Origin of the sequence: Salinimonas profundi (assembly GCF_014750655.1) — a bacterium.
GTDB lineage: Bacteria > Pseudomonadota > Gammaproteobacteria > Enterobacterales > Alteromonadaceae > Alteromonas > Alteromonas profundi_A.
The window spans coordinates 1-24,292 of record NZ_JABBXD010000008.1 but is presented as its reverse complement, the minus strand read 5'-3'; the positions used below and the strand labels follow the sequence as shown (position 1 = coordinate 24,292).

45 protein-coding genes are annotated in these 24,292 nt (G+C 46.7%); 1 reads left to right on the top strand and 44 read right to left on the bottom strand.

Annotated elements, in window-relative coordinates:
* Nucleotide 1: 1 nt before the first annotated feature.
* Nucleotides 2–781, top strand: a complete 780-nt coding sequence (locus tag HHX48_RS13415; RefSeq protein WP_191025947.1) for a ZIP family metal transporter — start codon at nucleotides 2–4, stop codon at nucleotides 779–781.
* 255 nt (nucleotides 782–1,036) lie between these two features.
* Here HHX48_RS13415 and HHX48_RS13410 read toward each other — a convergent pair whose 3' ends face one another.
* The 44 genes from HHX48_RS13410 to HHX48_RS13200 form a co-directional block, all read right to left on the bottom strand.
* On the bottom strand, nucleotides 1,037–1,687 hold the full coding sequence (locus tag HHX48_RS13410) for a YitT family protein (protein WP_191025946.1): 651 nt from the start codon (nucleotides 1,685–1,687) through the stop codon (nucleotides 1,037–1,039).
* Between the two features lie 204 nt (nucleotides 1,688–1,891).
* On the bottom strand, nucleotides 1,892–2,266 hold the full coding sequence (locus HHX48_RS13405; protein WP_191025945.1) for a hypothetical protein: 375 nt from the start codon (nucleotides 2,264–2,266) through the stop codon (nucleotides 1,892–1,894).
* A gap of 249 nt (nucleotides 2,267–2,515) precedes the next feature.
* A complete protein-coding gene (locus tag HHX48_RS13400) occupies nucleotides 2,516–3,013 on the bottom strand; it encodes a hypothetical protein (protein WP_191025944.1) in 498 nt (165 codons plus the stop codon).
* Nucleotides 3,014–3,215: 202 nt separating this feature from the next.
* Entirely contained in the window at nucleotides 3,216–3,809 is a 594-nt protein-coding gene (locus HHX48_RS13395) for a DUF6151 family protein (RefSeq protein WP_191025943.1), read from the bottom strand.
* 33 nt (nucleotides 3,810–3,842) lie between these two features.
* Nucleotides 3,843–4,211, bottom strand: coding sequence for a VOC family protein (locus HHX48_RS13390; protein ID WP_191025942.1), 369 nt, complete (start codon nucleotides 4,209–4,211; stop codon nucleotides 3,843–3,845).
* A gap of 155 nt (nucleotides 4,212–4,366) precedes the next feature.
* Nucleotides 4,367–4,765, bottom strand: coding sequence for a DUF4870 family protein (locus HHX48_RS13385; RefSeq protein ID WP_223858370.1), 399 nt, complete (start codon nucleotides 4,763–4,765; stop codon nucleotides 4,367–4,369).
* 108 nt (nucleotides 4,766–4,873) lie between these two features.
* On the bottom strand, nucleotides 4,874–5,230 hold the full coding sequence (locus HHX48_RS13380; protein ID WP_191025941.1) for a hypothetical protein: 357 nt from the start codon (nucleotides 5,228–5,230) through the stop codon (nucleotides 4,874–4,876).
* Between the two features lie 11 nt (nucleotides 5,231–5,241).
* On the bottom strand, nucleotides 5,242–5,856 hold the full coding sequence (locus tag HHX48_RS13375; protein ID WP_191025939.1) for a hypothetical protein: 615 nt from the start codon (nucleotides 5,854–5,856) through the stop codon (nucleotides 5,242–5,244).
* Between the two features lie 164 nt (nucleotides 5,857–6,020).
* Entirely contained in the window at nucleotides 6,021–6,302 is a 282-nt protein-coding gene (locus tag HHX48_RS13370; protein ID WP_191025937.1) for a hypothetical protein, read from the bottom strand.
* A 133-nt stretch (nucleotides 6,303–6,435) separates the two neighbouring features.
* Nucleotides 6,436–6,891: an energy transducer TonB gene (locus tag HHX48_RS13365; protein WP_191025935.1), complete on the bottom strand. Its 456-nt coding sequence runs from the start codon at nucleotides 6,889–6,891 to the stop codon at nucleotides 6,436–6,438.
* 85 nt (nucleotides 6,892–6,976) lie between these two features.
* Complete coding sequence (locus tag HHX48_RS13360) at nucleotides 6,977–7,177, bottom strand: hypothetical protein (protein WP_191025933.1); 201 nt, start codon at nucleotides 7,175–7,177, stop codon at nucleotides 6,977–6,979.
* A gap of 22 nt (nucleotides 7,178–7,199) precedes the next feature.
* The gene (locus HHX48_RS13355; RefSeq protein ID WP_191025932.1) at nucleotides 7,200–7,523 is read right to left on the bottom strand and encodes a YceK/YidQ family lipoprotein; all 324 of its coding nucleotides are present in this window, start codon (nucleotides 7,521–7,523) and stop codon (nucleotides 7,200–7,202) included.
* A 25-nt stretch (nucleotides 7,524–7,548) separates the two neighbouring features.
* Entirely contained in the window at nucleotides 7,549–8,010 is a 462-nt protein-coding gene (locus HHX48_RS13350; protein WP_191025930.1) for a hypothetical protein, read from the bottom strand.
* A gap of 28 nt (nucleotides 8,011–8,038) precedes the next feature.
* The gene (locus HHX48_RS13345; protein WP_191025928.1) at nucleotides 8,039–8,521 is read right to left on the bottom strand and encodes an MBOAT family O-acyltransferase; all 483 of its coding nucleotides are present in this window, start codon (nucleotides 8,519–8,521) and stop codon (nucleotides 8,039–8,041) included.
* A 42-nt stretch (nucleotides 8,522–8,563) separates the two neighbouring features.
* Complete coding sequence (locus HHX48_RS13340) at nucleotides 8,564–9,169, bottom strand: DUF6624 domain-containing protein (RefSeq protein WP_191025926.1); 606 nt, start codon at nucleotides 9,167–9,169, stop codon at nucleotides 8,564–8,566.
* Nucleotides 9,170–9,188: 19 nt separating this feature from the next.
* Complete coding sequence (locus HHX48_RS13335) at nucleotides 9,189–9,770, bottom strand: hypothetical protein (protein ID WP_191025925.1); 582 nt, start codon at nucleotides 9,768–9,770, stop codon at nucleotides 9,189–9,191.
* A gap of 126 nt (nucleotides 9,771–9,896) precedes the next feature.
* Nucleotides 9,897–10,199: a ferredoxin reductase domain-containing protein gene (locus HHX48_RS13330; protein WP_191025924.1), complete on the bottom strand. Its 303-nt coding sequence runs from the start codon at nucleotides 10,197–10,199 to the stop codon at nucleotides 9,897–9,899.
* An 86-nt stretch (nucleotides 10,200–10,285) separates the two neighbouring features.
* Nucleotides 10,286–10,456, bottom strand: coding sequence for a hypothetical protein (locus HHX48_RS13325; protein WP_191025922.1), 171 nt, complete (start codon nucleotides 10,454–10,456; stop codon nucleotides 10,286–10,288).
* Nucleotides 10,457–10,507: 51 nt separating this feature from the next.
* On the bottom strand, nucleotides 10,508–10,696 hold the full coding sequence (locus HHX48_RS13320; RefSeq protein WP_191025920.1) for a hypothetical protein: 189 nt from the start codon (nucleotides 10,694–10,696) through the stop codon (nucleotides 10,508–10,510).
* Nucleotides 10,697–10,725: 29 nt separating this feature from the next.
* Nucleotides 10,726–11,019 (bottom strand): hypothetical protein, encoded by a 294-nt coding sequence (locus HHX48_RS13315; RefSeq protein ID WP_191025918.1) that lies wholly within the window; start codon nucleotides 11,017–11,019, stop codon nucleotides 10,726–10,728.
* Nucleotides 11,020–11,163: 144 nt separating this feature from the next.
* Nucleotides 11,164–11,784, bottom strand: a complete 621-nt coding sequence (locus tag HHX48_RS19090) for a DUF1294 domain-containing protein (protein ID WP_191025916.1) — start codon at nucleotides 11,782–11,784, stop codon at nucleotides 11,164–11,166.
* A 277-nt stretch (nucleotides 11,785–12,061) separates the two neighbouring features.
* Nucleotides 12,062–12,280 (bottom strand): hypothetical protein, encoded by a 219-nt coding sequence (locus HHX48_RS13305; RefSeq protein ID WP_317983505.1) that lies wholly within the window; start codon nucleotides 12,278–12,280, stop codon nucleotides 12,062–12,064.
* A gap of 331 nt (nucleotides 12,281–12,611) precedes the next feature.
* Nucleotides 12,612–13,007, bottom strand: coding sequence for a peptidase associated/transthyretin-like domain-containing protein (locus HHX48_RS13300; RefSeq protein ID WP_191025914.1), 396 nt, complete (start codon nucleotides 13,005–13,007; stop codon nucleotides 12,612–12,614).
* 139 nt (nucleotides 13,008–13,146) lie between these two features.
* Complete coding sequence (locus HHX48_RS13295) at nucleotides 13,147–13,401, bottom strand: hypothetical protein (protein WP_191025912.1); 255 nt, start codon at nucleotides 13,399–13,401, stop codon at nucleotides 13,147–13,149.
* Between the two features lie 30 nt (nucleotides 13,402–13,431).
* The gene (locus HHX48_RS13290) at nucleotides 13,432–14,187 is read right to left on the bottom strand and encodes a Clp protease/crotonase-like domain-containing protein (RefSeq protein WP_191025911.1); all 756 of its coding nucleotides are present in this window, start codon (nucleotides 14,185–14,187) and stop codon (nucleotides 13,432–13,434) included.
* Nucleotides 14,188–14,285: 98 nt separating this feature from the next.
* A complete protein-coding gene (locus HHX48_RS13285) occupies nucleotides 14,286–14,639 on the bottom strand; it encodes a DUF1428 domain-containing protein (RefSeq protein WP_191026072.1) in 354 nt (117 codons plus the stop codon).
* A gap of 54 nt (nucleotides 14,640–14,693) precedes the next feature.
* A complete protein-coding gene (locus tag HHX48_RS13280) occupies nucleotides 14,694–14,888 on the bottom strand; it encodes a hypothetical protein (RefSeq protein WP_191025909.1) in 195 nt (64 codons plus the stop codon).
* A gap of 8 nt (nucleotides 14,889–14,896) precedes the next feature.
* Nucleotides 14,897–15,256: a hypothetical protein gene (locus HHX48_RS13275; protein ID WP_191025906.1), complete on the bottom strand. Its 360-nt coding sequence runs from the start codon at nucleotides 15,254–15,256 to the stop codon at nucleotides 14,897–14,899.
* Between the two features lie 83 nt (nucleotides 15,257–15,339).
* The gene (locus tag HHX48_RS13270) at nucleotides 15,340–16,197 is read right to left on the bottom strand and encodes an alpha/beta hydrolase (RefSeq protein ID WP_191025905.1); all 858 of its coding nucleotides are present in this window, start codon (nucleotides 16,195–16,197) and stop codon (nucleotides 15,340–15,342) included.
* A 4-nt stretch (nucleotides 16,198–16,201) separates the two neighbouring features.
* Nucleotides 16,202–16,528, bottom strand: coding sequence for a hypothetical protein (locus HHX48_RS13265; RefSeq protein WP_191025903.1), 327 nt, complete (start codon nucleotides 16,526–16,528; stop codon nucleotides 16,202–16,204).
* A gap of 68 nt (nucleotides 16,529–16,596) precedes the next feature.
* The gene (locus tag HHX48_RS13260) at nucleotides 16,597–17,271 is read right to left on the bottom strand and encodes a hypothetical protein (RefSeq protein ID WP_191025901.1); all 675 of its coding nucleotides are present in this window, start codon (nucleotides 17,269–17,271) and stop codon (nucleotides 16,597–16,599) included.
* Nucleotides 17,272–17,318: 47 nt separating this feature from the next.
* Nucleotides 17,319–18,695, bottom strand: coding sequence for a thiol:disulfide interchange protein DsbA/DsbL (locus HHX48_RS13255; RefSeq protein ID WP_191025899.1), 1,377 nt, complete (start codon nucleotides 18,693–18,695; stop codon nucleotides 17,319–17,321).
* 98 nt (nucleotides 18,696–18,793) lie between these two features.
* Nucleotides 18,794–18,922, bottom strand: a complete 129-nt coding sequence (locus tag HHX48_RS18970) for a hypothetical protein (protein WP_263406957.1) — start codon at nucleotides 18,920–18,922, stop codon at nucleotides 18,794–18,796.
* Nucleotides 18,923–18,938: 16 nt separating this feature from the next.
* Nucleotides 18,939–19,394, bottom strand: coding sequence for a GNAT family N-acetyltransferase (locus tag HHX48_RS13250; RefSeq protein WP_191025897.1), 456 nt, complete (start codon nucleotides 19,392–19,394; stop codon nucleotides 18,939–18,941).
* Nucleotides 19,395–19,425: 31 nt separating this feature from the next.
* Nucleotides 19,426–19,614, bottom strand: a complete 189-nt coding sequence (locus HHX48_RS13245; protein ID WP_191025895.1) for a PspC domain-containing protein — start codon at nucleotides 19,612–19,614, stop codon at nucleotides 19,426–19,428.
* A gap of 93 nt (nucleotides 19,615–19,707) precedes the next feature.
* Nucleotides 19,708–20,286, bottom strand: coding sequence for a helix-turn-helix transcriptional regulator (locus HHX48_RS13240; RefSeq protein ID WP_191025893.1), 579 nt, complete (start codon nucleotides 20,284–20,286; stop codon nucleotides 19,708–19,710).
* A gap of 156 nt (nucleotides 20,287–20,442) precedes the next feature.
* Entirely contained in the window at nucleotides 20,443–20,898 is a 456-nt protein-coding gene (locus HHX48_RS13235; protein WP_191025891.1) for a hypothetical protein, read from the bottom strand.
* Between the two features lie 24 nt (nucleotides 20,899–20,922).
* Nucleotides 20,923–21,390 (bottom strand): GNAT family N-acetyltransferase, encoded by a 468-nt coding sequence (locus HHX48_RS13230; protein WP_191025889.1) that lies wholly within the window; start codon nucleotides 21,388–21,390, stop codon nucleotides 20,923–20,925.
* A gap of 89 nt (nucleotides 21,391–21,479) precedes the next feature.
* Complete coding sequence (locus tag HHX48_RS13225) at nucleotides 21,480–21,923, bottom strand: hypothetical protein (RefSeq protein WP_191025888.1); 444 nt, start codon at nucleotides 21,921–21,923, stop codon at nucleotides 21,480–21,482.
* 82 nt (nucleotides 21,924–22,005) lie between these two features.
* Nucleotides 22,006–22,266, bottom strand: coding sequence for a hypothetical protein (locus HHX48_RS13220; protein ID WP_191025886.1), 261 nt, complete (start codon nucleotides 22,264–22,266; stop codon nucleotides 22,006–22,008).
* A 248-nt stretch (nucleotides 22,267–22,514) separates the two neighbouring features.
* Nucleotides 22,515–22,706 carry a PspC domain-containing protein gene (locus HHX48_RS13215; RefSeq protein WP_191025884.1) on the bottom strand — a complete coding sequence of 64 codons (192 nt, stop codon included), beginning with the start codon at nucleotides 22,704–22,706 and terminating at the stop codon, nucleotides 22,515–22,517.
* 92 nt (nucleotides 22,707–22,798) lie between these two features.
* Nucleotides 22,799–23,149, bottom strand: coding sequence for a hypothetical protein (locus tag HHX48_RS13210; RefSeq protein ID WP_191025882.1), 351 nt, complete (start codon nucleotides 23,147–23,149; stop codon nucleotides 22,799–22,801).
* 105 nt (nucleotides 23,150–23,254) lie between these two features.
* Nucleotides 23,255–23,647: a hypothetical protein gene (locus tag HHX48_RS13205; protein ID WP_191025880.1), complete on the bottom strand. Its 393-nt coding sequence runs from the start codon at nucleotides 23,645–23,647 to the stop codon at nucleotides 23,255–23,257.
* A 78-nt stretch (nucleotides 23,648–23,725) separates the two neighbouring features.
* Nucleotides 23,726–24,139: a hypothetical protein gene (locus HHX48_RS13200; RefSeq protein WP_191025879.1), complete on the bottom strand. Its 414-nt coding sequence runs from the start codon at nucleotides 24,137–24,139 to the stop codon at nucleotides 23,726–23,728.
* Nucleotides 24,140–24,292 lie beyond the last annotated feature (153 nt).

Here is a 24,292-nt window from a genome sequence, read left to right as displayed (position 1 = left end):
TATGGATCCCGGTAGTGTAGTTGTTATGGGCTTTGTTGCCAGCTTATGTGCCAGCGCAGGTACTGCATTGGGCTCACTGGGCGTTTTTACTATAAAACGCCTGTCGCGACGTATGGAAGACGGTTTGCTGAGTCTGGCAGCCGGTATTATGTTAGCGGCAACCTTTTTTTCACTGTTATTACCCGCGCTTGAATATGGTTCACAACACTATGACCACAGGCTTTACGGACCACTCTCAGTCGCAGGGGGGACATTTCTTGGCGCGGCTGTATTATTTCTTATCCATCAATATGTGCCCCACGAACACTTTTCCCGGGGGCGGGAAGGCAGCGATGCATACAAGCTGAGTCGTATCTGGCTGTTTGTTACCGCAATTACCTTACATAACTTTCCGGAAGGACTGGCGGTAGGCGTTGGCTTTGCCGGTGGAGAGGTGAAAAATGGTCTTACCCTGGCTATAGGCATAGGATTACAGAATATACCAGAAGGGCTGGCGGTGGCTGTTGCGTTGCTGTCGGTTGGTTATACACCGCTTCGTTCTGCACTTATCGGTATTGCATCGGGCTTGGTTGAACCAGTGGGCGGCTTGCTGGGGGCGATGGCGGTAGCCACGCTGGAATCGCTGATGCCTTGGGCGTTGGCTTTTGCTGCCGGTGCGATGCTGTTTATTATCAGTGATGAGATCATACCCGAGACCCATAATAATGGTAACCAGAACCTGGCGACATTTACTTTGCTAGGCGGCTTTATACTGATGATGCTACTGGATACATCTTTGTAAAATTTAGTCCAAAGAATAAGGGCGATATACTCATCATCGGGATATAGTAAAGGTGTTGCGCAACCTTCGGATGCCTTTTTTGTTGTACGGACGCAGTCATAACAATTAAAGAAGGCTTAAACGATATTTTCGTGAATAGTCCAATTCGAAAAAAGCAGCGAAGTAATCCTCATATTCCTTGCCCGGCTTCTGCCGGGTTTTTTTATTTGAGCGAAAAAAAGGCCGCATCAGCGACCTTTTATTATCTCTTAATTGTTAACTGCCCTGAGGCTGCGCACCATGCTCAACGTCCATTTGGCGTGCCTGTGGGGCCGCCTCGTAGCGTTCTGGACGATGGTTGAGTGATAGCACCATATTCAAACAGAAGGCAGCCAGAACCGATACGACAACCAGTGGCCATTCGATAAACATCAACGCGCTGAGTAATATCACAGTGTCTACGCTTAACTGAAATGTACCGGCACGAATGCCGTATTTGCCTTGCAGGAAGAAGGCAAGAATACCTACGCCGCCCAAACTTGAGGTGTGGCGGAACATAATCAGCATGCCGACACCAATCAGCATGCCACCGAAAATTGCTGCAAACAGCGGATTAGCGTTAGAGATATCGACAAATTTCGGGATCTGTTCGGATAGTACCGACACCGTAGTAACAGAAATAAACGTGTTTACCGTAAAGCGTTTACCTATTTGCGTCCACGCCAGCGCATAAAAAGGCAAGTTGATAAGAAAGAACAGCAGACCAAAATCCATGGGCAACGCATGAGTACCAAGCAGCGCCAGCCCGGCCGCACCGCCAACCATTAAATCCTGCGACTGAAATAAATAAACGCCGAACGCGACAAATAGCCCTGCGCAGACCAGCGCAAAAAGGTCTTCAATAAAACCGTGTTGTGTTTTCTGCATGTGACTAATTTTCCTGTAAAGCGATGAATGCTATGCGGTATGAAAATCGGTGAGGATTATACGCGCCTACAGGGTATTCTCGACGTATTGAGGCGATGTCCATATTGGTGCAATAGTGGACAGTGGTAGGGTAGCTTTACGAGTTATATAATTTCGGTTAATACGCTGTTTTATCTTTGTAAATTCAGCGGGAAAGCGTAACTATTATGGCAGAAAAGGGCTGTCGACAAACTCAGCCTGAGGAAAAAGAACTTTGGCATAATTCGCGTTAATGGGCAAATACCTGTCAGACAGCCAGATATTGACACAGTCATCCGCATCGGTAAATAACGTCAGGCATTCTGAAGAAACCTGGATCCTGCGAATATGCTGTTTAGCAACGAGCGTAGTAAAACCGGAAAATAACCTGGAAAGGCTGTTATGACGAACGCCAACTAAACCGTCCAGATCAGTAAGTACATACCCTGGCTGATTTAGCCTGTTTGAGCTCATTGCCCACAGATTGGCAATAAGATAAACACTAAAAACGATACCGCTAATACAAAGATAGATAGACATAGGCTTGTCCTCTTCTTTCATCAGGAAAACCTGCGCCTTTGTAAGTCTACAACTGCGCCAGCACTACGTATAACACACACGCGTTTACAAATTATATACAAATTAAGGGTGTCTTCCTAGAATTGTTTCATCTAATTGTCGTAAAAACGTCATAAAGTGGTTATGTATAGCCCTCGTCCGGCGTGGTCTCGGGCTAGGGTAGTTTAAATTATGAACATGTTTTAATGGCATGTTAGCTGCTGCGCCATAGCCCGTGAAAAGGTTAACGTGTTAAGAGGCCTTTTTAATTGCCGGTGCAGACGGTCCCTCTGCTGCCAGTATATGCATTGTGGTATCAGGCAAACGAAGACGTATAAACGCTTTGACGGCGGGAAAATATACCGGGCTGAATCTGACCACAGGAATTTTCCCGCTGATGGTATTTTGCGGCAATTGCAGCGTCACATAATCATTCTGATGCGCAAGTATTGCCACCGGCACTGAGGATATTGGCAGCGCCGTGCGCCCAACATAAAGAAAGCCATCGGCAACACGAAGGGATTTCCACGGGCTGATTTCCTCACTGGAAAATGGCAATGCATTCGATTTACTTCCGACAAGTAACACGATTTCGCTGATTAGGAGTAGCGGGAATAGTAGCCACAGAAATTGCCACGAAAGCGAGAACCCTAGCAGGATAGCGCACAGAGAAAGAAAAAGAGCCTGAACAACGCGAGGGCGAGCCAGCGTTTTTAGTATAACCAGGCAGACCTGACGAGTGTGAAACATAAACTTTTCCCTGTGGTGATGCGGTACAACCCGTGCATCGCGCTACCGATAGAGTAAAAGTAGCGCAGGAATACGTATTCTAACACTGAACTTTAGTGTAAACATCAAAATGATTTTTGTACTAGCCGACGCTTCAGCACCAGGGTGAGCATTCGGTAAGCGCGGCGTATCTCCTCAGAGAGCCATTATAAGTTCGGGTATGTTAAGTCTGGCCGGCAAAGTTAAGCTTTTTACGCTCCTCATCACTCAGGACAACCGGTTCCACCACTGGCTTACCATTTTCATCAAAAAAAGGAGATTGCTTGTAGGCGCCAGACATCCGGGCCTTGGCGACAATACGCAAAAAACGCCACATCGTGCCGGGTAAGCCATGTGCAGAAGGCTTAGGGTGACCAATCGCTGATTGTGTGTGCACAACCGCAATTTTGCCGGGAAAATCTTTTGGAATAGCAGCCTGATTCAGAATATTGTCGACCAGCCCGATAAATGGGAGCTGATTAGTAGGTAGCGTATTTCCGATAGGGGTATTGCAGCAACTGGCGTACCAGCGTATTAACCCGCGAGGTGACAACCGAACGGCCGCAATATGCGACATTCCCTTAGTAATGACCACCCGGGAGGCAGCAAGCTGAACTATGTGAGTGCCGCCCTGAACGTTCAACACGGTATCCTGAGCATTCAGGTAACGGGCGAAAGCCTGACAATCCTTACAGTAGCACAACACTCTGCTGGCGGTGGCGCCGGGAAGAACATGGCCCTGGACGGTGTGACATTCGCAAGAAAGTGGATGTTCCATCTAAGGCTCCTTTGGAGGAATGATTTATTTATATTATGCTGAGTTAGGCTCCCACAGTTCGATAGGGTTCCCTTCAGGATCACATAACCTTGCAAATCTACCGTTTGGGTAAACCGTGGAATCGACAGAAACGGTAATACCTGCATTTTCAAGCTGCGATACCATTGCATCGAGATTACTCACCCGAAAATTAATCATCCAGCCTTTTTTATCGTCTCCGAAATAATCAGTATTGTTTTTAAACGGCGCAAACACGGTGGTGCCTGCCTGCTGTTGCCAGCCCGCTTTATCATAGCTGTCGGGGACCGGCATCACGCCGAGGTTTGTCTCATACCATTCGGCCAGTTTTTTAGGGTTTTTCGAACGAAAAAAGAACCCACCTATTCCGGTTACGGCTTCCATTTGTATTTTTCCCTGGAAAAAGTCTCAATATCGCTGCGCGTCTTAATCTACTCAAGGCAAAGGAGGATGATTATAAAAATCGGCCACTGATCTAACCTTAGTCTACGAAAACCGGCTTCGCCAATACGTCAGCGATTAGGTAGCTGCCTTAAATGCTATCTGTAATAGGGCTGATTGGCGCTAAGGCGGGCCACCCCTTTTACAATGCGATAGATAGACCAAATCCAGACAGTCAGAAGGGTCAGATAGCCAATCAGAGCCACCGCAAGAGGTATACTGATTATCGTTACCACCAGACCCACCCAGAATGTTTTGATAATATTCGAGTAATGATCCTCGAACGGCGTTCCCCGGGCATCTGATTTTTTTACCATTGCCCAGATAGCCCCTACAAGCCAGAAAATGCCGGTAATTAACCCCAGTACCATAAACACATAAGATACGATGGCGTGAGTTTTAGCTTCCTGTTGTGTTTCGGTCAGTGCTGAGTCACGAATCGGTATATCGTGGGGTTGGGGTGATCTGTGAGTACTGTCTTGATGAATGCCGGACATTCCTTTGCTCCAGTTAATGTCGTTGTGAGCGGTCTGTTGCCGCTTTCTTATTTAACATAGGACACTTTTGATTCGATGAGTAGTGTTTTTTAAGTTATTGAAAGAAAACTATAAAACTTTCGCCAGGAGTCGGGTAAGAAAAAGGATACTGCCGGAGGTCCATCTGACCAGCACACGCTTTCGCCGGGCAGGTAACAGCTCGTTGATACAGCATTCAGCATCCCGAAAAAGCGTTGCCGACCAGGTAATCAAAGAGATAATACGTAGTCGGTAGCGAATCGAATTTATATGGAACGTATGGTTAATAAACGGCGACAGCCAGGTCAGCCGTGAAAGGACTTTCTGCTGATTAACCTTTACAACCACTCTGCCGGTCAGGCGGTGATACCTGATATCGATATCAAGATCATCAACGATATGGCTATGCTGAATCAGTAAAAATGTGTTCAGTCTTTTCCCTGACATACTGGGTGATTTTATCCCTGTCGGATGCATTCCTGAAAGCTTTTTGCAGACACGGTTGCTGCTGTATTTGCATAATATAACGATTGTCTGGCAAGCGCCCGGCAGTATTTTTCAAAACCGAAACTACTGTAATTCGCCGACTGAATGTTCATAAAACCTTCACCCATCGCGGTGCGTTTGACAGTAACAAAACTGTGTCTTGAGACTTTATCAACCATTTGGGCGACAGAATAGCTGGTGTCATAGTCAGGCAGCACCAGTGTCATAGGAAATCGTGGCGAGATTTGTGCAAAGTGCCGGATCTGGGCACCGTAAAATGCGATGCCGGCCCGTGCACGGGATAGCGCGGGATGCGCGGACGCCCGCCATAATGCTGCAGCGCCTATACCAAAGCCGATGTAATACTGAGGCTGTTCGATATATTTGACTGAATTGCACAAAGCGTGTGTATAACTTTGCAGGCCTCCCTGGGTGCAAAAGCCGTTGTAAGCCTCTGCCTCATCCCGGAACCGGTTGAACGTGCCTTGGTATGGGTCGACAATTTTTACGTCGCCGGACAAGCGCGCGATAATACGGTTTAGCGCTGGCGTTTTGCCGAAGATATCAGTGACAATGACGTTTAACATGTATTCACCATAAGTTAATCGCGCCGGAACCTATGACCGGAATATTCCGAAAAAGCGGCAAATGTAAACAATATGTTGGTTTTACGAAGCGTCTGCGCATTTGGTGCATCTGTGACGATCTAAAAACATAAAAAATCATAGCTGTTTCATGCACGAGAATGCGGCTATATGCCTGGCTGAAAAAATAAACCTACCGCAAGCTCGGCCCATAGCAGAAGCGTCAACAGCACCAGGATTGCCATCAGCCAGCCTTTGCGCGCGGGCTTGATATACTGGCCTACAAGGATAAAGGCGGTACCGGCAAGGAGCACCATTACTGCAGCTACGATAAAATCAGCCCAGCTCCAGTTCACAGAATCTGAAACAGCTGTTGCTACAACCGGTACCACTAATAAGGTTGCTGTCACAGCGGCGAGCCAGCCGAATGCTTGGTTTTTTATTCGCATGTTTCACAGATTTCACCCGTTAGTCGTCTGCTAACCATATCGCATTATTGAGCTTGTCGGCGCAATAAACTGTAAGCAGGTATGTTAACGACGGGCGACACTGCGCCGTAGGCATGCCATGTGTTGGAAAAAGTCACTGACTGCAACGATATTCTGCCTGTTTTATGCAGCGCTGATGCGCTTCGGCCACAGAGCTGCCCCCCATGCAAAAATCCAGACGCAGCGTTTGCGCTTCTTCTGCCGGCGTTTTATCACCATGGGTCCATTCCCAACTACGGATCAGCTGCATCGCTTCGCGGCCCAGTGCCCCATCAGGAACAGATTCGACCACGGAGATGTCTGTAGCTTTGCCTTGTTCGGAGACTGAAAAACGCATGACGGCGCAGCCGCGCTTACCTTCTTTTGCCAGTGCCAGAGGATATTTAGGCGTATGCTCAGAGGCGCGAGCCCATACCGTTGGTTCATTATTCATTGATGTTACCAGGACATCAGCATAGTGCTTCGCAGCGGTAACGGGAAAGGTTATCAGCAGCATAAAGAGTGCCGCTAAAAGGGGGGCTGTAAAGTGTGTGTTGTGGTGAGGTCTCATAACTGTCCTTGTAGGGTCTCTCATTGTACAAAAATTACTATCGCACAGTCCGTGTACAATTATCAACCAGTGCTATAGTCTGGCTTCATATAGAGTTAGCCCTGGGGGCGCGGTTAGATGACGTTTTATCATCAACCGGAGTAGACAGTTTTTTTCGCGCTAACCTTTCAGCGTATTTCTCAGGGAGCGTTTTGTTACCTTTGAAAAACTGTGTCAGTGTATGAAGCTCAAAAAATTTGAGGGCTGTACCAATCACTCTGAGCAAGACATCGACTAAAAACTCCATAAATGTATCCTGATCGTTTTGTCTAATTTACTTTGATATTGCCTTTACTTGCCTGAGTGGTCAGTGTGTAAGGCAGCATCAGCGTGTCGGCAGCGGCTGAAGCAACAGAGTCTACCAGTAAGTAAGTGAAATGCGCTTTTTGAAAGTTGGAGGTGTACCCATTGGGTTTGCCATACAAGACACAAAAGTTATGTGACACGCCGCTGTATACCCGGGGAATATCCTTACAGTAGCTGTCGTAACCAAAGTAGGAGATGTTTACATGATCCCCCGGCGGATCAATGGTGCGCATAGTGGCACATGAGCAGCAAAGCATCAGACTGATAACAACAATAATGGCTTTCATATTTTTTCCTTAATTTAGCTCAGACTTAATCCGTTGAGGCGTTCTGTTTGTGCGGGCAGTGAGTCACCAGCGCCTGATAGATCTTCTCCCGCTGCCAGGAGGAAAAGGTGTAGTAACCAAACTGTAGACGTTTATTGTCGTTGCCATTGACAGAAAAATGGCCAAAGACACCTTTTTTCACATTCCAGCCCGTTATCTCATGCCACAATACTTTTACTTCCCGCCCCCAGTAAACATAACCGATACCATGATCGTCCAGAGTCACGCCGCGCTCAGTAAGTTTTGACCAGCCAGAGTTAAATATTGCCAGCCACAGAAAAATTACACTTAAAATGCAAAACCACTGTAGTGCAGTAGAAAGCATTTCATCAATAAATTCGCTGAGCGGGTGGGTCACGAGCGTGACCATCGCCAGGATTAGCATGGTAAAGCAATAGGTAACAAGCAGATTAAACAGATGCTGAGTTCTGGATTGTGCCAATAACATGAAATATCCTTTTCAATGCTTCGCTTATTTAGCCATACCACGCATGAAGTTGTAGCTGATTTTCTACGACTTGTGCCATCGCAAAACCAGCAATAATTAACCCCAGATTAAAAAGGGCGCGGATGCCCCAGCGCTGCCGTCTGAGCGAAATACCTTTTTGACTGGTTATGACAACCATCATGCCCATAAAGACGAACCAGGGGGTAAAAAAGACAATAATCTTTGTCTTTACTGCACTGACAGCAAGATCATGTAATGCACCACTGACAGCAAATGTCACGATGGTAGCAAGCGAGGCGCCAGTTATGTTTCCTACCGGGCCGGCAATATAACGGCTAAGATAATATCCCCACACCGGGTTCCAGTGCTGCCAGAAGCCGGAAAATGTAGGGGCGCCCAATGAGCGGCGAAGCATATTGCGCATTGAACCACTCGCCCCCAGTGCTACACCGGTTCGCCTTTTGACATACTGGCGCAAGGTTACATGTTGAACGGGCCGTGTTTTCGCCATCAATTTGATTCTGCCCAAACGATGTTACAACACATTGAAGCGCTACTTCGCATAGAAATGCTCCAGCATATTTTTGTATTCAGCTAAAGGTGGCAACCCCATTTGTGCGCGGCGTTCATCAACATTGTCAGCATCCTCAATCGGCAAAAATGTAACCGTGTTGGCTGCGATATCTGCTTGTGTACCATATTTTTGTGGCTGCCCTTTTTTGATCAGAATTCTGTCAGTCAGTAGAGCTACTTCCTGACCAGAAATTCCCTCATCATTTTGATATGCACGATGAATATGCGGCAACATGGCTTGCTGGAAGGTAAAGTCAGGCGAATGCTGCACCAGCAAAAAGGCAGCCTGAACGCCGTCTTCACCAACTAAAGAAAGTGACGGCCAGCCGTGTTTGTCGACTATCGCTTTAAGTTGTCTGGTGTGCTTATTGTCCGTCTTTTGGATATGTTTTACCTGAGCAGCAGTCAGGTCCCCACCAGACTGCTTTACAACCTCACGCACTGCCTGATCCTGATATTTCATGGCAAGTAGCATTTGAGAAAGTGCCGTGTTCTGCTGTGCAAATGCTGACGCGCTCAGGCAACACATGGCCACTGGCAGCATCAGATAGCGCATGACTCGTTTACTTTTTAAAAAATAAGGCACGGGCGGACTCCTGACATCGCTATGGCGTATCGGTTAAGCGAACGTTGGCAAAAAATGTTCCGCCCAATGTAACTGCATAGTCAGGCATTTCACGAGAGGCGGACCGCAAAGATATTTCCATTAATATTGCGCTGGCGTTATCCAGTTTAGAGCGGCAAATATAGCCATGATTTTTAAAATAAGCTGTGCCAGACGGCAATGCGTCTGTATCCTGCTGGTATTCTGCAACACCCTCATACCTCAGGCAGGGTTGGTCCTTAAACGTAGTTGGCTGGTAACTGACATCAAGCTGGTGGAAACGTTGCTCGTTACCCACCTGTTTTCTGCCTTCGATAAGCCTTGCAAAAAATTCTTCGTCACTGGGCGTCTCGCCAATCCAGAAGTAATAGGTATTTAATACAACGGATGCCAGGTCAGGATAAGAGTGAGCGAGCGCAACGCTCTCGTTAGTATGTTCCAGCACTAGCCAGCCACTGTCAGAGGGCGCTGAAACAACGGCGCCTTTTTGCCTAAATTGTTCACCCGGCTCTGCTGTCGGCGGGCCGGACGCACATCCGGCGAGCATAATTGCGCAAAAGAAAAAAGAGGCATACCGCATCATCACATCCTTATGAAGTTTATGGATAAATCCTTGTTACGCTATTTGTAGCATTGGCTAACCGACGGTGAAAAGTTAAATTTCTAGATACGCTACAAGACCGCCTGCATCCGTTATCAAGACAAATGTCTAGCGCCGCGAACATCGCTCTTTCAATCTGTTAACTACGCTCAGTACGTAGCACATGAGGGTGACAACAAAAAACTGGCTCGTGAAGAGCAATACCAGTTTAACAGTTAACGACAACTCTTCTGTCAGCAAAGGATGCCAGACATAGCGCAGCATCATGTTGCCGGGAAGCAGCAGTATTTCGTAACCCGGCAGCGGTCCCTCAAAATACGCCCAAAGGTGCCAGTGTGCCGAAAATGTCACGACACCGATACCCGTGGCAATCAGACCGACAATAACGGGCCAGTGATGTTGTACTGTCATTCTGGCCCCTTAGAATATACATTGTTGTGATGCTGGTGGCTTATGCCGCCGCGCACAAATGCTGCTGTCACACTTTAAACGTTCAACTAGTGCGGCGCTTTTCTTCTGACAGGGAAAAGGTTAAACCAGAACACTGTTTCCAGTGCAAAGCCGGCCAGAATAAACAGGAACATACCGGTAGTCTGCCCATAGCTATAGGCAGTAATCGCGGCTGCCAGTAAGACAAATCCAAGTACGATGCGAAATACAATTTTCATATCATCATAATCCTTTCAGTAGTGAGGCCTGCTTATAACATTCTTATTTAATCAGAACTGATAGCCAAGCTGCAGCCAGATCTCTTTATTATCATAGTCGCTATTCGTGGCATGAAAAGACACACCGGCGGTGGTCCCGGATTTATTTATACCGTTCATAAAATACGTGTAGCTTACGCCCAGCCCATAAACATCTTTTTCTTCGAAATCATACACTGGCTGGCTATTTAGATTGTTCACCTTCCGTTGCCACTCTTCGTCGACTTTGCTCAGATAAATGCCATCCCATGTTTGTTGGAGGTGCTGTCAAATAAGTCGGTTTTTATCCAGCCAATACCCAAACCACATTCTTTTTGCGCGGTACAGCCTGCTGAAACATATTTAAGATCGGTGGGTGAGGTCCAGGCAACATTGGCTCCCAGGCCGCTGAACATAGCGCCACCTCCGATCCCTACCGAGATTCGCGAAGCCGTTTCCTGCTCATCGGCGGCGGGAATTTGCGCAAGCGCGGTGCAGGAAAATGAAGTGGCTAAAACCATGGTGAAAAGATGAAGATTTTTCATCGCAATATATCCTTATATTTGAAAAAAGATGCTTTTATCGTAATTAAAGCACAATGAATCACCCAGATAAGGCTGGCACAATAGAAGAAAGTTCAGCGGGGAACACGCGGTATAATGTAACAAGCTGTTACCGCTGCGATGGACTTATCTGTAAACATTGATATCTGACTGAAGAACCGTTTGAAGAATCGAAGGCTCCAGGTAACAGGCAAGGATAAGCATGTTTACCAGTACGGTTGCCCAAAAGGTCACAAGGAACGATGTTTTACTGGACTTGTGCCGCAGATGCGTCTGCGCAATCAGGCCCCCGGGCCAGCCGCCGACAAGATTTATCAGGTGAAGATGGCTTTCAGGTGTGCGCCATTTTCCCCGCTTGGCGGCGGATTTGTCCTTGGCATAAAAAGCAAATGCAGGCAGGCTGGCAACGCCATACAGGGCAGGCACGACGATTGGCACATCATTGGTAGCAGCCATCGCAAGCAGCCCGCCGATAACCCCTATCGCAATCATGACGGGTAAAAGTCTGACCCGTGAGCCTGCAGTTTTACGCGCTTGCTTTCCCGAGAAGTTCATATGCTTAATGCGCATTTTATTTTGTTTGTCGCTTTCTATTGTGTAGATCACAATATCACCGTTGGCCGGACGACGCCCGCGTTGCGTCAATGCGCTGATATGAAAAAATACGCGCTGTGAGTCAATCATCGGCTGGACGAAGCCAAAACCTTTTTCATCGTTCCACTGTACAATTTTGCCCTTATACTTCACTGGGCCTCCTTATACTGTTAATAATAGCTGGCGATGACGAATAAACCGGCCAGTCAGAAAGCGGTATTCGACACGCTTTGAGTGATTGTACGGCTTCGCTGCTAAACCCGCCAAAAGAGAAATGGTGAATAAGCCAGTACATCGCAGCAAAATGCGGGCTCAATAAGAGGGGGCCAGCGCCCGGTAAGAGGGGCGGTACCAGCCTGATAATGCCTGTACCGACACTGTAAGATGGGTAATCAGTTTTGGTTCATCTTACTAAAATTCATGCGCATTCTTATACATTGCCAGCTTGTACGTTCACATCGTTTTTAAGCACAAGGGCCATCAGAAAAAGCAGCGCAAGTGGCGGTATAAGTGATGAAACAATAGCAATGACCGTTGTCAGAACAGGAGTTTGGGTTTTTCTTTTTCCCAGATAGTAACCGGCGACTGCCATCACAATCATCAGCACCGCAACGATCTGTCCCAGCAGGGTTGCATTTATCGACATCATAGCATTAATCCTTTTTTATCCTTATGCGCCATGGCAAATATGAACGGTTCTTCTATCGGCTGACCTGACCATACTGAATGCCATTGGGTGTCGGGCATGAGCACGAGGCACTCAGTATGTCCTGTTTGGCCAGAGGAAGGGAGCAGCGAGGGCACAATCTGCGCAGGCGTCAAGCCGGCAAGTCGCCCTCAACTTCACCGCTAAACTTGTCTGATCAGTATTTTTTATGGCACGCAGCGAACAGCCCAGCTCTGAAACATCGATGCGCAAAGCAAGGTCACAACGGTTCTTATCTGCTCACCTGATTTAAAAATGTTGTCACCTGTAAACGCTACTCAGCGCTTATCAGACGTGCTTCCAGGTCAACGGTTTCGACGTGACATTCACCCTCAGGCACTTCAACGTTGTACTCATACCAATATTCATAGCCCTCTTTATAAACGGTCAGGTTGTAAAAGCCCGGCCGCTCAAACGCGCCTTCAAGAGGCACACTGTCATCGCAGGTGTCACTATCCTGGTTGGTCACCGTTTCTTCAAAACTGGTATCCTGAATCTCCAGCGTCGCACCACAGGACATTAAGTCACCGGTTTGCTCATCAATAACTGAAACAGATATAGCAGGCACAGCCTCGGTTGTGCAGACTTCTTCAGAGTCGTTACTGTCTGAGTTGCAGCCGAAAAGCAAAACAGAAGGGATTAATGCAAAGAGCGTGTGTTGAAATTTCATTCTTTCGTCCATGATTGAAGGGGCAAGAGACTTACCATCCTTTGTAAGTGTTTTTAAATAACGAATCGATAATGTGCCACTGACCGTGGGTTGCTGTCTAGCAATGTTTTACAGCGACTACAGGTAATGGCTGCGCCCTTTAACCGAACACACCCAGAAAGACTAAAGCCAGCAATACCAAGACGATAAGGCCGGTAAAGGCGCACCAGAATCCTTTGTCATCATGATTTCCAAGGATAAAGAAAGCCGTTTCTTTAGGGTACTTCCCTAATGAGAGCACTTTACACACCGGCCAACCCAACCAGTAACAGATTGTCCAGAAAAACACCTCGGCGAGCAAAAACCCGAGCGCACGAAAAAAGCCATTACTGATTTCACTTGCCACATCTTCCATTATCATTTTCCTGCTAGATTGATGCTTAACTTATTTCAGGTGGGATTCTTTGGGAGCGAGCGCTGCGCTGTCTTCATGATATCTATCGGCGGGAACGCTGACTTTAAAAAATTTCACTGTTTGCGAGAGGTCTCTTTGTTTCCAGGGCGGGTTGATGACCTCAATATGCTTAACACCCAACCTATGTAAATCGTCTATTGAGTAATACCAGCCCACATAGGCTTCAGACGCTTCGTGCTGATTGTAGACAGGCGCCTGGCCAAGGGTGGTAATGGTGGGATCAACGCCGACTTTTTTAAAAAATCGGTGTTGGCGTTCGATAGCGTTTTGAATGTAGTTCGCAAACGTCGCTTTAGCCGCAGCTCGTTGAGATTCAGGCATCGTCAGGACGACGGTATCAAATGAGTCCTCCATGCCGGTGACGCCACCATGAAAGCCGATCACTGCACGGTTAGATATGTGGTGATGTGGGGCCGCGGTAAACACATAGTTCGCGCATGACGACAAACAATAGTCATCAATATTCACACGTAGCTGATGAGAAAAGACCATGTCGCCCAGGTCCATCCCTGCATTAACTTCACCACCCGGGCTGGTGATGGCGAGTGTGGTAAATGTCTTCGGATGCGCGTTTAACAATTCAAGTACCGCTTCATTGGCAGCATCAGAAATGTCACCGTAATACACAATGCTGTTTTTGTGGGCGGTAACCGACGTGACTGGTGTTGCAGCCTGAGCATGCCAATGCGCCAGACTAACTATAATCAGTAGTATTCGAAGTATCATGCCGCTTCCCTGAGGCAAAATAAATTATCTGTCGGCGTAAGGTCACCGGCGATTTTTGGTGTTGTTGCAAAGTGTGCCTGACAGACACATACCCGTTGTCAGCGTTCTAACAGTAAATTAAAACCGCCGTAAATCAAGCGTTTTCCGTCAAAGGGCATGGGGTTATTCTCCGGTTGCATGCGGCTATCTTCCATCACTTTTTGCCATGCTTCATCGCGTACCGCTTTAGAAGGCCAGATTACCCAGGAGAAGACTACACTCTCGTCGCTTTTTGCTTTAACCGCCATCGGGAACGAGGTGACATCGCCATCGGGCACCTCATCACCCCACGTTTCAACAACCTTCAATGCCCCGAATTCTTTAAAAACCTCTGAGGCTTTTTCTGCATGTTCAAAATACTGCTGTTTATTCGCGGTAGGTACCGCAGCCACAAAGCCATCAATATAAGACATCATTGTTCTCCAGTCAGTTAGTCTGATAACAGTAGGTCAGAAACTAAAAATTGCCTACTCTTTAGCCGGAGGCTCAGCTTCAAGCAGTAAAGAATACGAAACAACGGCACCAAAAAGTGTCGTATTGGTCGTCATTGATACCACCTGCCAACCGCTATTGTTAAACCGGGTGATTTTGTCGTTAAGCTTGTTGATATCTACTTCACTTGACCAGAAGCCTCTGGCCTTAAATTGGAAAACTCGCTGCATAGCCACACCTACACCAGCAATGAATTGAACATCATGCCAGGTAGCATGAATGTGATGGCAAAGGCAGAACCGGTCATGAGAAAAGCCGTACCGAAAAATACGGTCTGTAACATATATATACCGGGGCGGGCAGAAGCGCTTTGCTTATAAGCGTTTACAGCAAGTTGTATCGCCTCGCGCAGACGGTTAAGCCTTGTTGTCAGCCAGCGGATAAAGGGTGAAAGTGATGCCAGAATCATCGCAAAGGCGATTTCCATGCCGCCCCAATTGACCAGCAGCGCAATTTCAGGAAGAAACGCAGCGCCGACAGTCAAAGCCAGGCCGATGATTGCTTTTTGCAGTAGTGATAAATCGTTCCATGATTTCATTTTGTGTTTTTCCGTTTAAAAAATTCTTTAATCTGAATGTGAATCTTGTGCCTGAAGATGACGATGATACGCAATACGCCTGATTATCGGGACTGGCTATAAATCCAGTCCAGTCCCTGGATCAGGGTAGTGGGGAAGGCAGTTGAATGCCTTGCGCCTTCAATAATGTGCAGTTTCACCGTCATATTGGCGCCGGGTATTTCTCGTATTTTATTGACTAATTGTTTGGCCCCGGCAACCATTTCCTGCTTCTCACCAGCAGCGTGGGTTTCCAGACTACCTACGCCAATAAATACCTTCACAGGCGCATCAGTGGCTGTGGCCGAAAGCGATAGTAGATATTCATCGTTAAACCACACAGACGGGCTTCCCAGAATATAGCTGGTAAACATTTCGGGCTGAGAAAACAAAATGTACGCGCCAAACAGTCCGCCTAGCGAGTTGCCAACAAAGGTGCGAGTTTTATTGTCAGTTCGGTAAGTTCTTTCAATATACGGAAATATTGTATTTTGAATGAAGGCGGCATGGCCTGCGGCGTTGCCGGTTTGTAGTTTCCAGTCTGGCGCCCGGACAGGGGTAAAGTCCCGCACTCTGCCAGAAGCGCCCTTGGCACCTTTTTCGTAGGCTATACCCACTAAAATTGCCTCTTGCATGTTGCCGCTGTTCATTGGATAGCGAGTAGCACCGGAGGCGATAGGAAAGCTGTAGGGGGCATCCAACAGATAAATAACCGGATACCGCTTCTCAGGCTCTTTTGAGTAGGAGCGGGGAAGTTTTATATACAGTGGGTAAACGCGCCCGGTATCCGGCTCCTTCAGTGTTATGACCTGACTTCGTAAAACCTTGTAAGGCTCGTTCGCCAGGCTGACGCTGCTGACAATAATGAACAGTACGCTCAGCAAGCGCGCCGGAGTCAGCCAGATTTTACCAAATCGTTTCATCGCATTACCGGCCTTTGGTCAGTACTACCGCGGCCTGGCCTATGCGTAGCATGTGCTTACTGGCTTCTATCCCCGCATCGGCATCCTGTTCAATAATCGCTGACATTTTATTCTTAAATAATTCAATATTACTCATGCCCCCCTGATTCAGGGCAGTGGCAAACTGCATACAAGCTTCACTATTTGCATCTTTGGTCGCTTTACACCGGTCGGCTTGCTGCGCCAGATTTTCAATCTGTTTCAAAAGTGCATCATAATGACGTGCGGCAACCGCATTGCACGCTATTGTAGTCAGAAAAATAGCCAGTAATAGCAAGGATATAGGTTTCATAAAAGTTCCTTTTTAAATGATGAAATAGTTCAAAGTTTGAGCGGGGATGGCAATGAACAGCGAGGCGATCAGGCGGGCGCCTGTTTATCCTCAAATAGTTGCTTCATCGCTGCCCAATCACGCTCGACACGATTAACACCGCCGCGGTTTCGGTTATTCTGGCCCAACTGGCCGGTATGAGCCTGACAACATATTCGGGTATCGTTGTGCATAAAGCTTGAATTAACAGCCTCTTCAACATTCGCTACGCTTGATAAGTGACATGCCTTACGAAGGGCGTTGAACGATGCAATACCCAGACACACCGCTATTTTGGGCTGCACTATATCAATCAGTGGCAGGGTAAACTCAGTGGCAGCACGCGAAAGGTCCCTGGCGCGAATCGGCGCGTTCATCGGGCCGGGTTTAACAAAGGGAAACAGGTTTGTCGCGTATACATCCTCAAGCGCTTTACCAAAATGCTGCTGCAGCAAACGTTTCAAATTTATATTGGTGCGCACCGAGGGCGTGTGGCCCAGCGATAGCGTCTCCTGACACACCGGAAAATCGAAGCTTTGTTCAGAGCACCAGTCCTGCAATATGATAAGAATGTCTGCATCAGCATTGTGTGATGACAGGCTGAATGGCGAAATATAATCACATTCCCAGACGCCATCATCATAATCACCTATTGCGGTATAGCCATCATATCGCGTGGCCTGACGCTTTCTTGCAAGATCAAGAAGCGCGCGTTGCTTGTTCATAGACTTCCTTTATTACCACGAGGAAACATTCGAAGAGGGCGATGTCATCAGGCTGATTTATTTAAAAGAAAAAGTATCAGTTCCTGATAGTCCTTCATAGATTTTATATTGGTAGTCAGCGGTTTATATTTTCCGTTAACAATTAATGTGGGCACACCGGTAAACCCCTGACTACGAATAAAAGCTGTGTTTTTTTGCATTTTTTTCGCTTGCGTATTAACAGCGAAAGAGGAGAAGGCTTTATCAAACGCCACTTTATCAATGCCGTTAACGATAAAGAGGTTTCGAAGATCGTTTTCGTTATCAATGTTAGCGTTATTTTCGTGAATATAACTGAATATTGCAGGGACCACTTCATCTTCGGCTTGTAGATGTTGTGCCGTGATAAGTGCTTTTGTGAGCAGATGCTCTGACTTCGGATTTCTGTCTGGCATTCCATCTACATGATTCTTTTTAAATGTAGCGCCTTCCGGTAGTGCGTCTTTTAACGCATTCATGAAAGGTTCCTGCCGATAGCAGGCGGGACAGTAAAAAGAAAAATACTCGGTAATTTCTTTGTCTGATGTGGCCTTTACATCAAGCACAAGGTAATCATCGCCCTGACTGAATTCGGCGGCGTGTGCTGTAAATAACGCGATTGAGAAAAAAACGAAGTAACTGAGTTTTCTGAGCATAAAAAATCCATTTAACTGCTGATGTGGTCGTCCTTTAGCCATAGTATCACTTGATGCCGGTACACTGAACACGGATTTTTCATCCTTTTTTCCCGTTCTGGTTTCTTTCAGCAGCGTGACCAGAACAACACTGTGCATTGCACTGAGCATGATGATGGTTGTAACAGAGAGCCACGGCTTCACGCCCATTTGCGCCAGGTGAACCACAGGTTCAGGTTCTGTGCTGCCAAACACTATGATATGAGGCAATCCGAAAAAAGTAGGGAAAACAGCATAAAATAATATATCGTAAAAAAGCAGCGAGCCGGCAAACAGCAATAGTCGCATCGTGCCTTCGGGCTTGAAAAGCCACAGGCTCAAAAGGCAAATAACCGATATCAGATAGGTCAGTCCGCTGCCCATAACGCCCACCACAGACGTGGCCCACATGCTGTTACTGTCGGTATAAAAAGGCTTATTGACGAATGCCGGTGTAGGCAGCGCATACTGAGATCCCCTGCCAGTTTCAAATTGAACAGCAGCGCGCTCATGGCGTGCAAAGCCGACTGATGCCACGCGATTGGCTGGCCAATGCTCCGAAAAGGGCGTCACTGTAAATATTGGGGAAAGTTCTACGCCGGGCCATATCTGAACAACAGGAACGCCAAGTCCCGCAAGTTTGCCGGCTATGGCGTGCCCGGACTCGTGAATAAGCACAGACAGCACAAAGAAAAGTGGAATGACGAGAGTAAAACGCATTACTCGAAACATGACCGGCCGCTGCATTTTGGCAGTCATTTGAATGTGAGCATGGTTAAGCAGCCTTGCATTGGATGCGCGTACCTCTTTCACAAGAGGTGTTATTGCGGTTAACGCGCTGATGCATCAGAGGAGAAGAAGGTGTTAATCGCTGTCGTATGCGATGTGTACTTTGCCAAGTGTAAACTGGCGTTGAGTAAATCCACGTCGAATGCGCCAACGTGTAAAGTCGCTTTCATCCAGCCTCCTTGCAGGCTATAACTCAAATAGCATAAAGCGGCTATTGGCATCGATGATGTAATTGCCAAACGGCTCACAATCTTTAAAACCGTGCTTTTTATAAAGACGATGGGCTGCTTCAAAATAAGGCTGCGTGCCGGTCTCCAGGTAGACAGTCGAGACACCCCGTGTTTTTGCAACATCAAGACAGTGTCGCAGCAAGCCAGCAGCAACCCCCTGTCCACGAAATCTATGTGCTGTACGCATCGATTTAAGCTCTGCGCTGGTGTCACTCAACATTTTAATCGCAATACACCCGGCTAATTGGTCGTCTATCCACCCACTGAAAAATGTTATGTCCGAGGCTTTCAATGCCTGCACATCGAGGGCGTGAACGCTTTCTGCCGGTGAGGTGTTATGCATATCTGCCAGATGTTCTGCCAAAAGCAATGCTATCTCTTCGCCGCGCAGGTCATCAATTTTTATAATCACACTTTTTTACCTTCCGGTTAACAGGGGGGCGTTAGCCGGTGCGTTTCGGGATTAAAAGCCACAACACGATGTAGATAAATACCGGAACCAGATAAACCACAGTACCTAAAACAAATACAGCCTGAATGGCGCCTTTTCTGATATTGTAGTGATCAGCAAGTCCTGCGCAGACTCCGCCTGCAATCCAGGTCTTACCCCTGTATAATTCTTTGTCTTCCATCTTGTGTTTACCCGTCCTTGTGGCTTATGCAGAAAATTAGCGCGCTGCTTTCACGCGCTATATAAACATACAAACAGCACGCATTGTTGCTAATTACTCTGGCACGCCACTGCTTCGTGCTGTGATGCGCACTGCTGCAATTTTTATCCCTTCTTCAGACATTGTAATGTTGGCATCCTGAACTAAAAATGTCGCGTTATCCGCAGTGATAGTAAGCTGATAAGGTGTACCGGAGGACAGCGCACTATGCTTACATGTTGTTATGTTAAACGGCACCTGGTGCGGAATAGTCATGCTGACTTCGCCGGTAAAATGAGTAACGGTTCTGTCCTGCGATTGGGAAACAGAGGTTGCCTGAATTTCTACCCCGGTGGCGGCGGTTGTCGATGAAGTTATAAACAGGCTAATCAGGATACTGACCACGAGTATCGCAGAGGCAGAAAGCTTGCCGTAAACCGTTTTTAGGTGTGGGGTTGTTTGAGCAATGCTTGTCACATCAGTATCAAAGGCCGCAGCAATAGCTTTAAGCGTTTCATACGAGGCATTACCCTCATTTTCAACGCGCTGAATGGTTCGCAGACTGACACCAGAGACAACGGACAAGTGCTGCTGACTCCATGCTCGCTGATGTCTGTATTGAACGATCAGTTTAGAATCTATTTTCATATCCATTTTAATGTTCCTTTGTAAGTTCGATACGAACGATACAGGAACAGTCCTTTTTACAGTTACGACACATCGGCGTCATCTGCCAGACAAACCTGCGACACCCAATAAAAATTGCCGGCGCGGCGAATAAATAAACTTACCTGATAAAGCTTCTGAATACTAATGGCGCTTCACAATAAACTCAGCAATATACAGCGTAAAGTACGTACCGAAACCTGCAGCAACGGCACAACTCAGTGCTGCGACCGGCACAAAAATATAGCCAAGGGCGGCCGTAGAGGAAGCATGCTCATCTGTATATAAGGGGCGCATGATCTCCCAGTATCCTGTGAAAATAATAACTATTGTCACCGCCAGACTCAGCCACAATGCGACTCTACCTCTGAGCGAGCTCAGAAGGTTGGTGAACGCCGCGCAAAGCACAAGCGGTACGAATGGGATAATGCGAAACGCGCCTATAAACAGCACAGATGTTATCGAGGTATGGGCGAACGCTTTGGAGATAGCTTCTACAGGCGCGAAATCAGTCAAGATAATTAGCACAAGAAGATGGTTCAAATGTTCAAAGAGTAATATGAAGGAAATGGCACACGCCCAGATAAACTGCTTTTTCATAATGAGCCCTCTGGAAGATACGAATCAGGTCTTGTACTTTACAAAACATAAGGCGTTAAGCGCATCACCATTACGCGTAATATGGCACTGGCCACTACATGTGAATCCACACTTCATTAACGCACGCTGCGACGCAATATTTTGCTCTGCCACCGTAGCGATTACATCAGTCTGGCTTGGTAAGTAAGCATCAAGCAGTGCGCTTATGGCCTGGGTAGCCACCCCCTGTCCCCACCAGGCTTTCGCGACCCAGTAGCCGATTTCAGTTTCGCCTGAATCTGTTGGCCAATAGGAAATGCAACCAGCTAGCAAACCATCCAGTTCGATAGCCAATGCCTTGCGCGGTGAGGTAGGGTGAGAGGCTAGCCATGCCACAGCATCTCCTACCGTGTATGGAAAAGGAATATGCGCTGTCCATTTCGACATATCCCTGTCGTTCAGCAGCAGCGCCAGGCGTGGCGCATCATCTATAGTAAAAGATCTGAGAAGCATCGGTTTTCCAATAACAGGATGTCTTTAATTTGCGCTTTCCAGCCGGTTAAGCAATTTGGCAAGCCCTTCGAGCGCAACTACAAGCTGGGCTACTGAAAAACATCATTAAACTTTTCCTGATCAAGATACTTTTCAAAAGCACCTAATGACTTGCCAACGCTGGGCTCTGTCATCAACTCCTGCATAGCAACTTCACCAACAATCTTGAACGCTTGCTCGAACGCGGCTGAGCCCATTACGCCTGCTGCCGCTTTCGCTTGCTCCGGGCAATCTTCAGTGACCAAGCGCGTAATTAAGGTGCCGACATATTTGTTCACGTCGTCAATATCGCTTTCTGTTACATTCGCATAGGGTTTGATTGTGCTGTGGGTGGAGATCCCAAGAAAAATCCACTTCGCCAAATTTTTTCTTTCTTTACCGGTCATTGAGTCGGTCAAGCAGGTGCCAAATTGCTGTGCTTCCTGACTGGCGTGAGTGACACTGCAGTAAAACGTGCTCAGAACAACTAACGCTGCGCAAACGTATTTAAACATTCAAAGTCCTTTTTATTTTTTAAGTTTACTAATAAGTGGTATCGAAAGATTGCGTGAAAATGCCCACGCAATCAACTATTGATCATGTTTCGCTTCTGCTGATAACTTCATAGCCATCAGCTTCATAGTCGTTGATACATTTTTGAAACTTGTTCTGAAGTTTTATTTCGTCAAAGTAACCTAAGGCATAAGCGTCACACTTAACCTTCATCTTTTCAGAATTCTCCAGAACAGCAACCATTTTAAGTTCAGCAAAACCAAGTTTGTAAGCCAGTTCAGTGAACTGCGAGTAAACGACTACAAGAAAAGCAATTAGCAAAGACGCGGTGAACAATTTTTTCATTTTTTTATTCCTTTAATAAATTAGCATTCTCAATCAGCAACTTACGGGCCAGGTGCTCTATGCCTCTAAATATAGGGCGTGCGTGCTGACGCAAGGTGATTAGCATTTAATTTTTGACTAAAAAATAGTGATATAGCCACTTTTCCGCCTATCTTTGCCATTGTCGTACTTACGTATACAAATGCATCACGAATGCTTTTTCAGCCGGCTATGGATAAGAACGTCGCAAGATGTTTCCCGCATTCGCCCTATTGCTCTGGAGGTGGCATGAGTAGCGCAAGAACAGAATATAAAAGAATACCCAGTCCCCCTGTGACAATAGCGGTAATTAAAAAGAAGCTTCTTACTGTGAATTTGCTAATGCCCTGGTACTCCGCAATGCCAGCGGCAACACCTGCCAGAAAGTGGCTTTTTTGCTTCGGCATATTCTTAAAGTCCATTTTAATCCTTTTTTAGCGCTGAGCTTTTGAGTGTCCGAGTCATTTAAAATACGAAACCGGGAGGCATTCGTCTATCTATAAATGCCTGGTTTTCAATCGCTGCAAATCACATCGTGTTTGTTAACTTGTATCTGAACGCGTTTATGAACTTCATAGTCCATTACCGAGCCGCATCGGCCTGTTCGTATAGCGCCATCTGAGTCTACAATGCGGTATTGATAATCGCCGTTATTTTGGTGCAGGGCATAGTGAATGGTATTTTGCTGCTGGCGTTCCAGGCTTCCAAAATCCAAGGTCGAATCAGGCAGGGTGACATTTACAGACTGAATTGTTGCGCCGCTGTCGTTACTCACGGTTATGCTGGGCATTATCAGAAAAGTGCCATAGTAAAGGGCTACCAGGGTAAGCACCGCAGCGCCGATAATTTTACCTATTAACTTCATATCAGTCCGGGTAACGTTCTCATTAATCTGTAAATGCCTGCTGAGTAACCGCGCTTTTGCCAGCCGGTATCATTAACCTTACAACAACAGTCATCGCAACCCGCGTCAGCTTCCAGGTAGCGCGTTTAACGACGTGTCGATGCTGATGCTGTAGTGATAGCCATTGTTTTGGAAGCTGAACGACTTTCGTTCACCAATAATAAAATCTTCGGCATTCGCGCCAATATTATAGGGTTTGCCGGTGGAAATATCCTTTAATGAGAAGAATATATTTACCGTCCCGTCTTCGCGTTTTTTATTCATTATGTGCAAGTTATACAACTTGGCAATATCGACGGTGTTCGCGCTGTTAAACGCTGCTAAAAACCCTGTGTTATAGCGCTGTACTACGTTGCTGTCTGCCTTTTGCTTTGCAAAAAACAAACGGGTGAACAGACCATCTTCCGCTCGTACTGAAGTGGTAACGAGCAGCGCAAGTAATATGATTAAAAACCTCATGAAACGTCCTTTTTGTTTTTATTTTCGCGGCGCTGTTGGTGAGCCATTTTTTTGCGACTTGTGGTAAGGCGTCAGCGTTTATTCACTGTTTTCAGAAATAAACGCATAGACCTTTTCGACATCCGGCTTTGAGAATAACGCATAGCTGAGGAAAACATTATTTCCAAGAGAATCCACAATAAGTAGCCCCTTTTTATCCCAGACCGACCTCTCATAATCAATGTGATCAAGCTTTACTTCAATTTCTCCGCCGTATGAGGTGATATAAGAGATGTTGTCCTTACAAATGCTTACCTGCGACAAGAAGGGTTCAAACAGAGCCAGTAGTGAAGATAGCGCTGCTAACAGTATCAGGGTAAGTAACGTTCCATAAAAAAAGGCGTCGCTCACACCAATAAAATAGGTAAAGCCGGCAAGTGCAATCGCGCCTGCAAAGATGGGCAAAAGCCGGTTTAAGGTCACCAGATGTAGTTGAGGTTTTATTTTAAACATTCTTTCGTTCCTGATTACGCTCGCTTGGCCAAAGGCATTTAGATTTTGCTCGCGTCATGTAATGAACGTTGCTGATTGGTAAGGCCTGAGATTTCTCGACACTTTTTATGGTAAAAATGTAACTTAAACCATAAGAGGTAAATCATGGGTAAA

Excerpts from the sequence above, each read along its gene's own strand:
- HHX48_RS13415 (WP_191025947.1), top strand. The coding sequence starts at position 2 with ATGGATCCCGGTAGTGTAGTTGTTATGGGCTTTGTTGCCAGCTTATGT.
- HHX48_RS13410 (WP_191025946.1), bottom strand. The coding sequence starts at position 1,687 with ATGCAGAAAACACAACACGGTTTTATTGAAGACCTTTTTGCGCTGGTC.
- HHX48_RS13405 (WP_191025945.1), bottom strand. The coding sequence starts at position 2,266 with ATGAAAGAAGAGGACAAGCCTATGTCTATCTATCTTTGTATTAGCGGT.
- HHX48_RS13400 (WP_191025944.1), bottom strand. The coding sequence starts at position 3,013 with ATGTTTCACACTCGTCAGGTCTGCCTGGTTATACTAAAAACGCTGGCT.
- HHX48_RS13395 (WP_191025943.1), bottom strand. The coding sequence starts at position 3,809 with ATGGAACATCCACTTTCTTGCGAATGTCACACCGTCCAGGGCCATGTT.
- HHX48_RS13390 (WP_191025942.1), bottom strand. The coding sequence starts at position 4,211 with ATGGAAGCCGTAACCGGAATAGGTGGGTTCTTTTTTCGTTCGAAAAAC.
- HHX48_RS13385 (WP_223858370.1), bottom strand. The coding sequence starts at position 4,765 with ATGTCCGGCATTCATCAAGACAGTACTCACAGATCACCCCAACCCCAC.
- HHX48_RS13380 (WP_191025941.1), bottom strand. The coding sequence starts at position 5,230 with ATGTCAGGGAAAAGACTGAACACATTTTTACTGATTCAGCATAGCCAT.
- HHX48_RS13375 (WP_191025939.1), bottom strand. The coding sequence starts at position 5,856 with ATGTTAAACGTCATTGTCACTGATATCTTCGGCAAAACGCCAGCGCTA.
- HHX48_RS13370 (WP_191025937.1), bottom strand. The coding sequence starts at position 6,302 with ATGCGAATAAAAAACCAAGCATTCGGCTGGCTCGCCGCTGTGACAGCA.
- HHX48_RS13365 (WP_191025935.1), bottom strand. The coding sequence starts at position 6,891 with ATGAGACCTCACCACAACACACACTTTACAGCCCCCCTTTTAGCGGCA.
- HHX48_RS13360 (WP_191025933.1), bottom strand. The coding sequence starts at position 7,177 with ATGGAGTTTTTAGTCGATGTCTTGCTCAGAGTGATTGGTACAGCCCTC.
- HHX48_RS13355 (WP_191025932.1), bottom strand. The coding sequence starts at position 7,523 with ATGAAAGCCATTATTGTTGTTATCAGTCTGATGCTTTGCTGCTCATGT.
- HHX48_RS13350 (WP_191025930.1), bottom strand. The coding sequence starts at position 8,010 with ATGTTATTGGCACAATCCAGAACTCAGCATCTGTTTAATCTGCTTGTT.
- HHX48_RS13345 (WP_191025928.1), bottom strand. The coding sequence starts at position 8,521 with ATGGCGAAAACACGGCCCGTTCAACATGTAACCTTGCGCCAGTATGTC.
- HHX48_RS13335 (WP_191025925.1), bottom strand. The coding sequence starts at position 9,770 with ATGATGCGGTATGCCTCTTTTTTCTTTTGCGCAATTATGCTCGCCGGA.
- HHX48_RS13330 (WP_191025924.1), bottom strand. The coding sequence starts at position 10,199 with ATGACAGTACAACATCACTGGCCCGTTATTGTCGGTCTGATTGCCACG.
- HHX48_RS13325 (WP_191025922.1), bottom strand. The coding sequence starts at position 10,456 with ATGAAAATTGTATTTCGCATCGTACTTGGATTTGTCTTACTGGCAGCC.
- HHX48_RS13315 (WP_191025918.1), bottom strand. The coding sequence starts at position 11,019 with ATGAAAAATCTTCATCTTTTCACCATGGTTTTAGCCACTTCATTTTCC.
- HHX48_RS13305 (WP_317983505.1), bottom strand. The coding sequence starts at position 12,280 with ATGATGTCGATAAATGCAACCCTGCTGGGACAGATCGTTGCGGTGCTG.
- HHX48_RS13300 (WP_191025914.1), bottom strand. The coding sequence starts at position 13,007 with ATGAAATTTCAACACACGCTCTTTGCATTAATCCCTTCTGTTTTGCTT.
- HHX48_RS13295 (WP_191025912.1), bottom strand. The coding sequence starts at position 13,401 with ATGGAAGATGTGGCAAGTGAAATCAGTAATGGCTTTTTTCGTGCGCTC.
- HHX48_RS13290 (WP_191025911.1), bottom strand. The coding sequence starts at position 14,187 with ATGATACTTCGAATACTACTGATTATAGTTAGTCTGGCGCATTGGCAT.
- HHX48_RS13285 (WP_191026072.1), bottom strand. The coding sequence starts at position 14,639 with ATGTCTTATATTGATGGCTTTGTGGCTGCGGTACCTACCGCGAATAAA.
- HHX48_RS13280 (WP_191025909.1), bottom strand. The coding sequence starts at position 14,888 with ATGCAGCGAGTTTTCCAATTTAAGGCCAGAGGCTTCTGGTCAAGTGAA.
- HHX48_RS13275 (WP_191025906.1), bottom strand. The coding sequence starts at position 15,256 with ATGAAATCATGGAACGATTTATCACTACTGCAAAAAGCAATCATCGGC.
- HHX48_RS13270 (WP_191025905.1), bottom strand. The coding sequence starts at position 16,197 with ATGAAACGATTTGGTAAAATCTGGCTGACTCCGGCGCGCTTGCTGAGC.
- HHX48_RS13265 (WP_191025903.1), bottom strand. The coding sequence starts at position 16,528 with ATGAAACCTATATCCTTGCTATTACTGGCTATTTTTCTGACTACAATA.
- HHX48_RS13260 (WP_191025901.1), bottom strand. The coding sequence starts at position 17,271 with ATGAACAAGCAACGCGCGCTTCTTGATCTTGCAAGAAAGCGTCAGGCC.
- HHX48_RS13255 (WP_191025899.1), bottom strand. The coding sequence starts at position 18,695 with ATGTTTCGAGTAATGCGTTTTACTCTCGTCATTCCACTTTTCTTTGTG.
- HHX48_RS18970 (WP_263406957.1), bottom strand. The coding sequence starts at position 18,922 with ATGAAAGCGACTTTACACGTTGGCGCATTCGACGTGGATTTACTCAAC.
- HHX48_RS13245 (WP_191025895.1), bottom strand. The coding sequence starts at position 19,614 with ATGGAAGACAAAGAATTATACAGGGGTAAGACCTGGATTGCAGGCGGA.
- HHX48_RS13240 (WP_191025893.1), bottom strand. The coding sequence starts at position 20,286 with ATGGATATGAAAATAGATTCTAAACTGATCGTTCAATACAGACATCAG.
- HHX48_RS13235 (WP_191025891.1), bottom strand. The coding sequence starts at position 20,898 with ATGAAAAAGCAGTTTATCTGGGCGTGTGCCATTTCCTTCATATTACTC.
- HHX48_RS13230 (WP_191025889.1), bottom strand. The coding sequence starts at position 21,390 with ATGCTTCTCAGATCTTTTACTATAGATGATGCGCCACGCCTGGCGCTG.
- HHX48_RS13225 (WP_191025888.1), bottom strand. The coding sequence starts at position 21,923 with ATGTTTAAATACGTTTGCGCAGCGTTAGTTGTTCTGAGCACGTTTTAC.
- HHX48_RS13220 (WP_191025886.1), bottom strand. The coding sequence starts at position 22,266 with ATGAAAAAATTGTTCACCGCGTCTTTGCTAATTGCTTTTCTTGTAGTC.
- HHX48_RS13215 (WP_191025884.1), bottom strand. The coding sequence starts at position 22,706 with ATGGACTTTAAGAATATGCCGAAGCAAAAAAGCCACTTTCTGGCAGGT.
- HHX48_RS13210 (WP_191025882.1), bottom strand. The coding sequence starts at position 23,149 with ATGAAGTTAATAGGTAAAATTATCGGCGCTGCGGTGCTTACCCTGGTA.
- HHX48_RS13205 (WP_191025880.1), bottom strand. The coding sequence starts at position 23,647 with ATGAGGTTTTTAATCATATTACTTGCGCTGCTCGTTACCACTTCAGTA.
- HHX48_RS13200 (WP_191025879.1), bottom strand. The coding sequence starts at position 24,139 with ATGTTTAAAATAAAACCTCAACTACATCTGGTGACCTTAAACCGGCTT.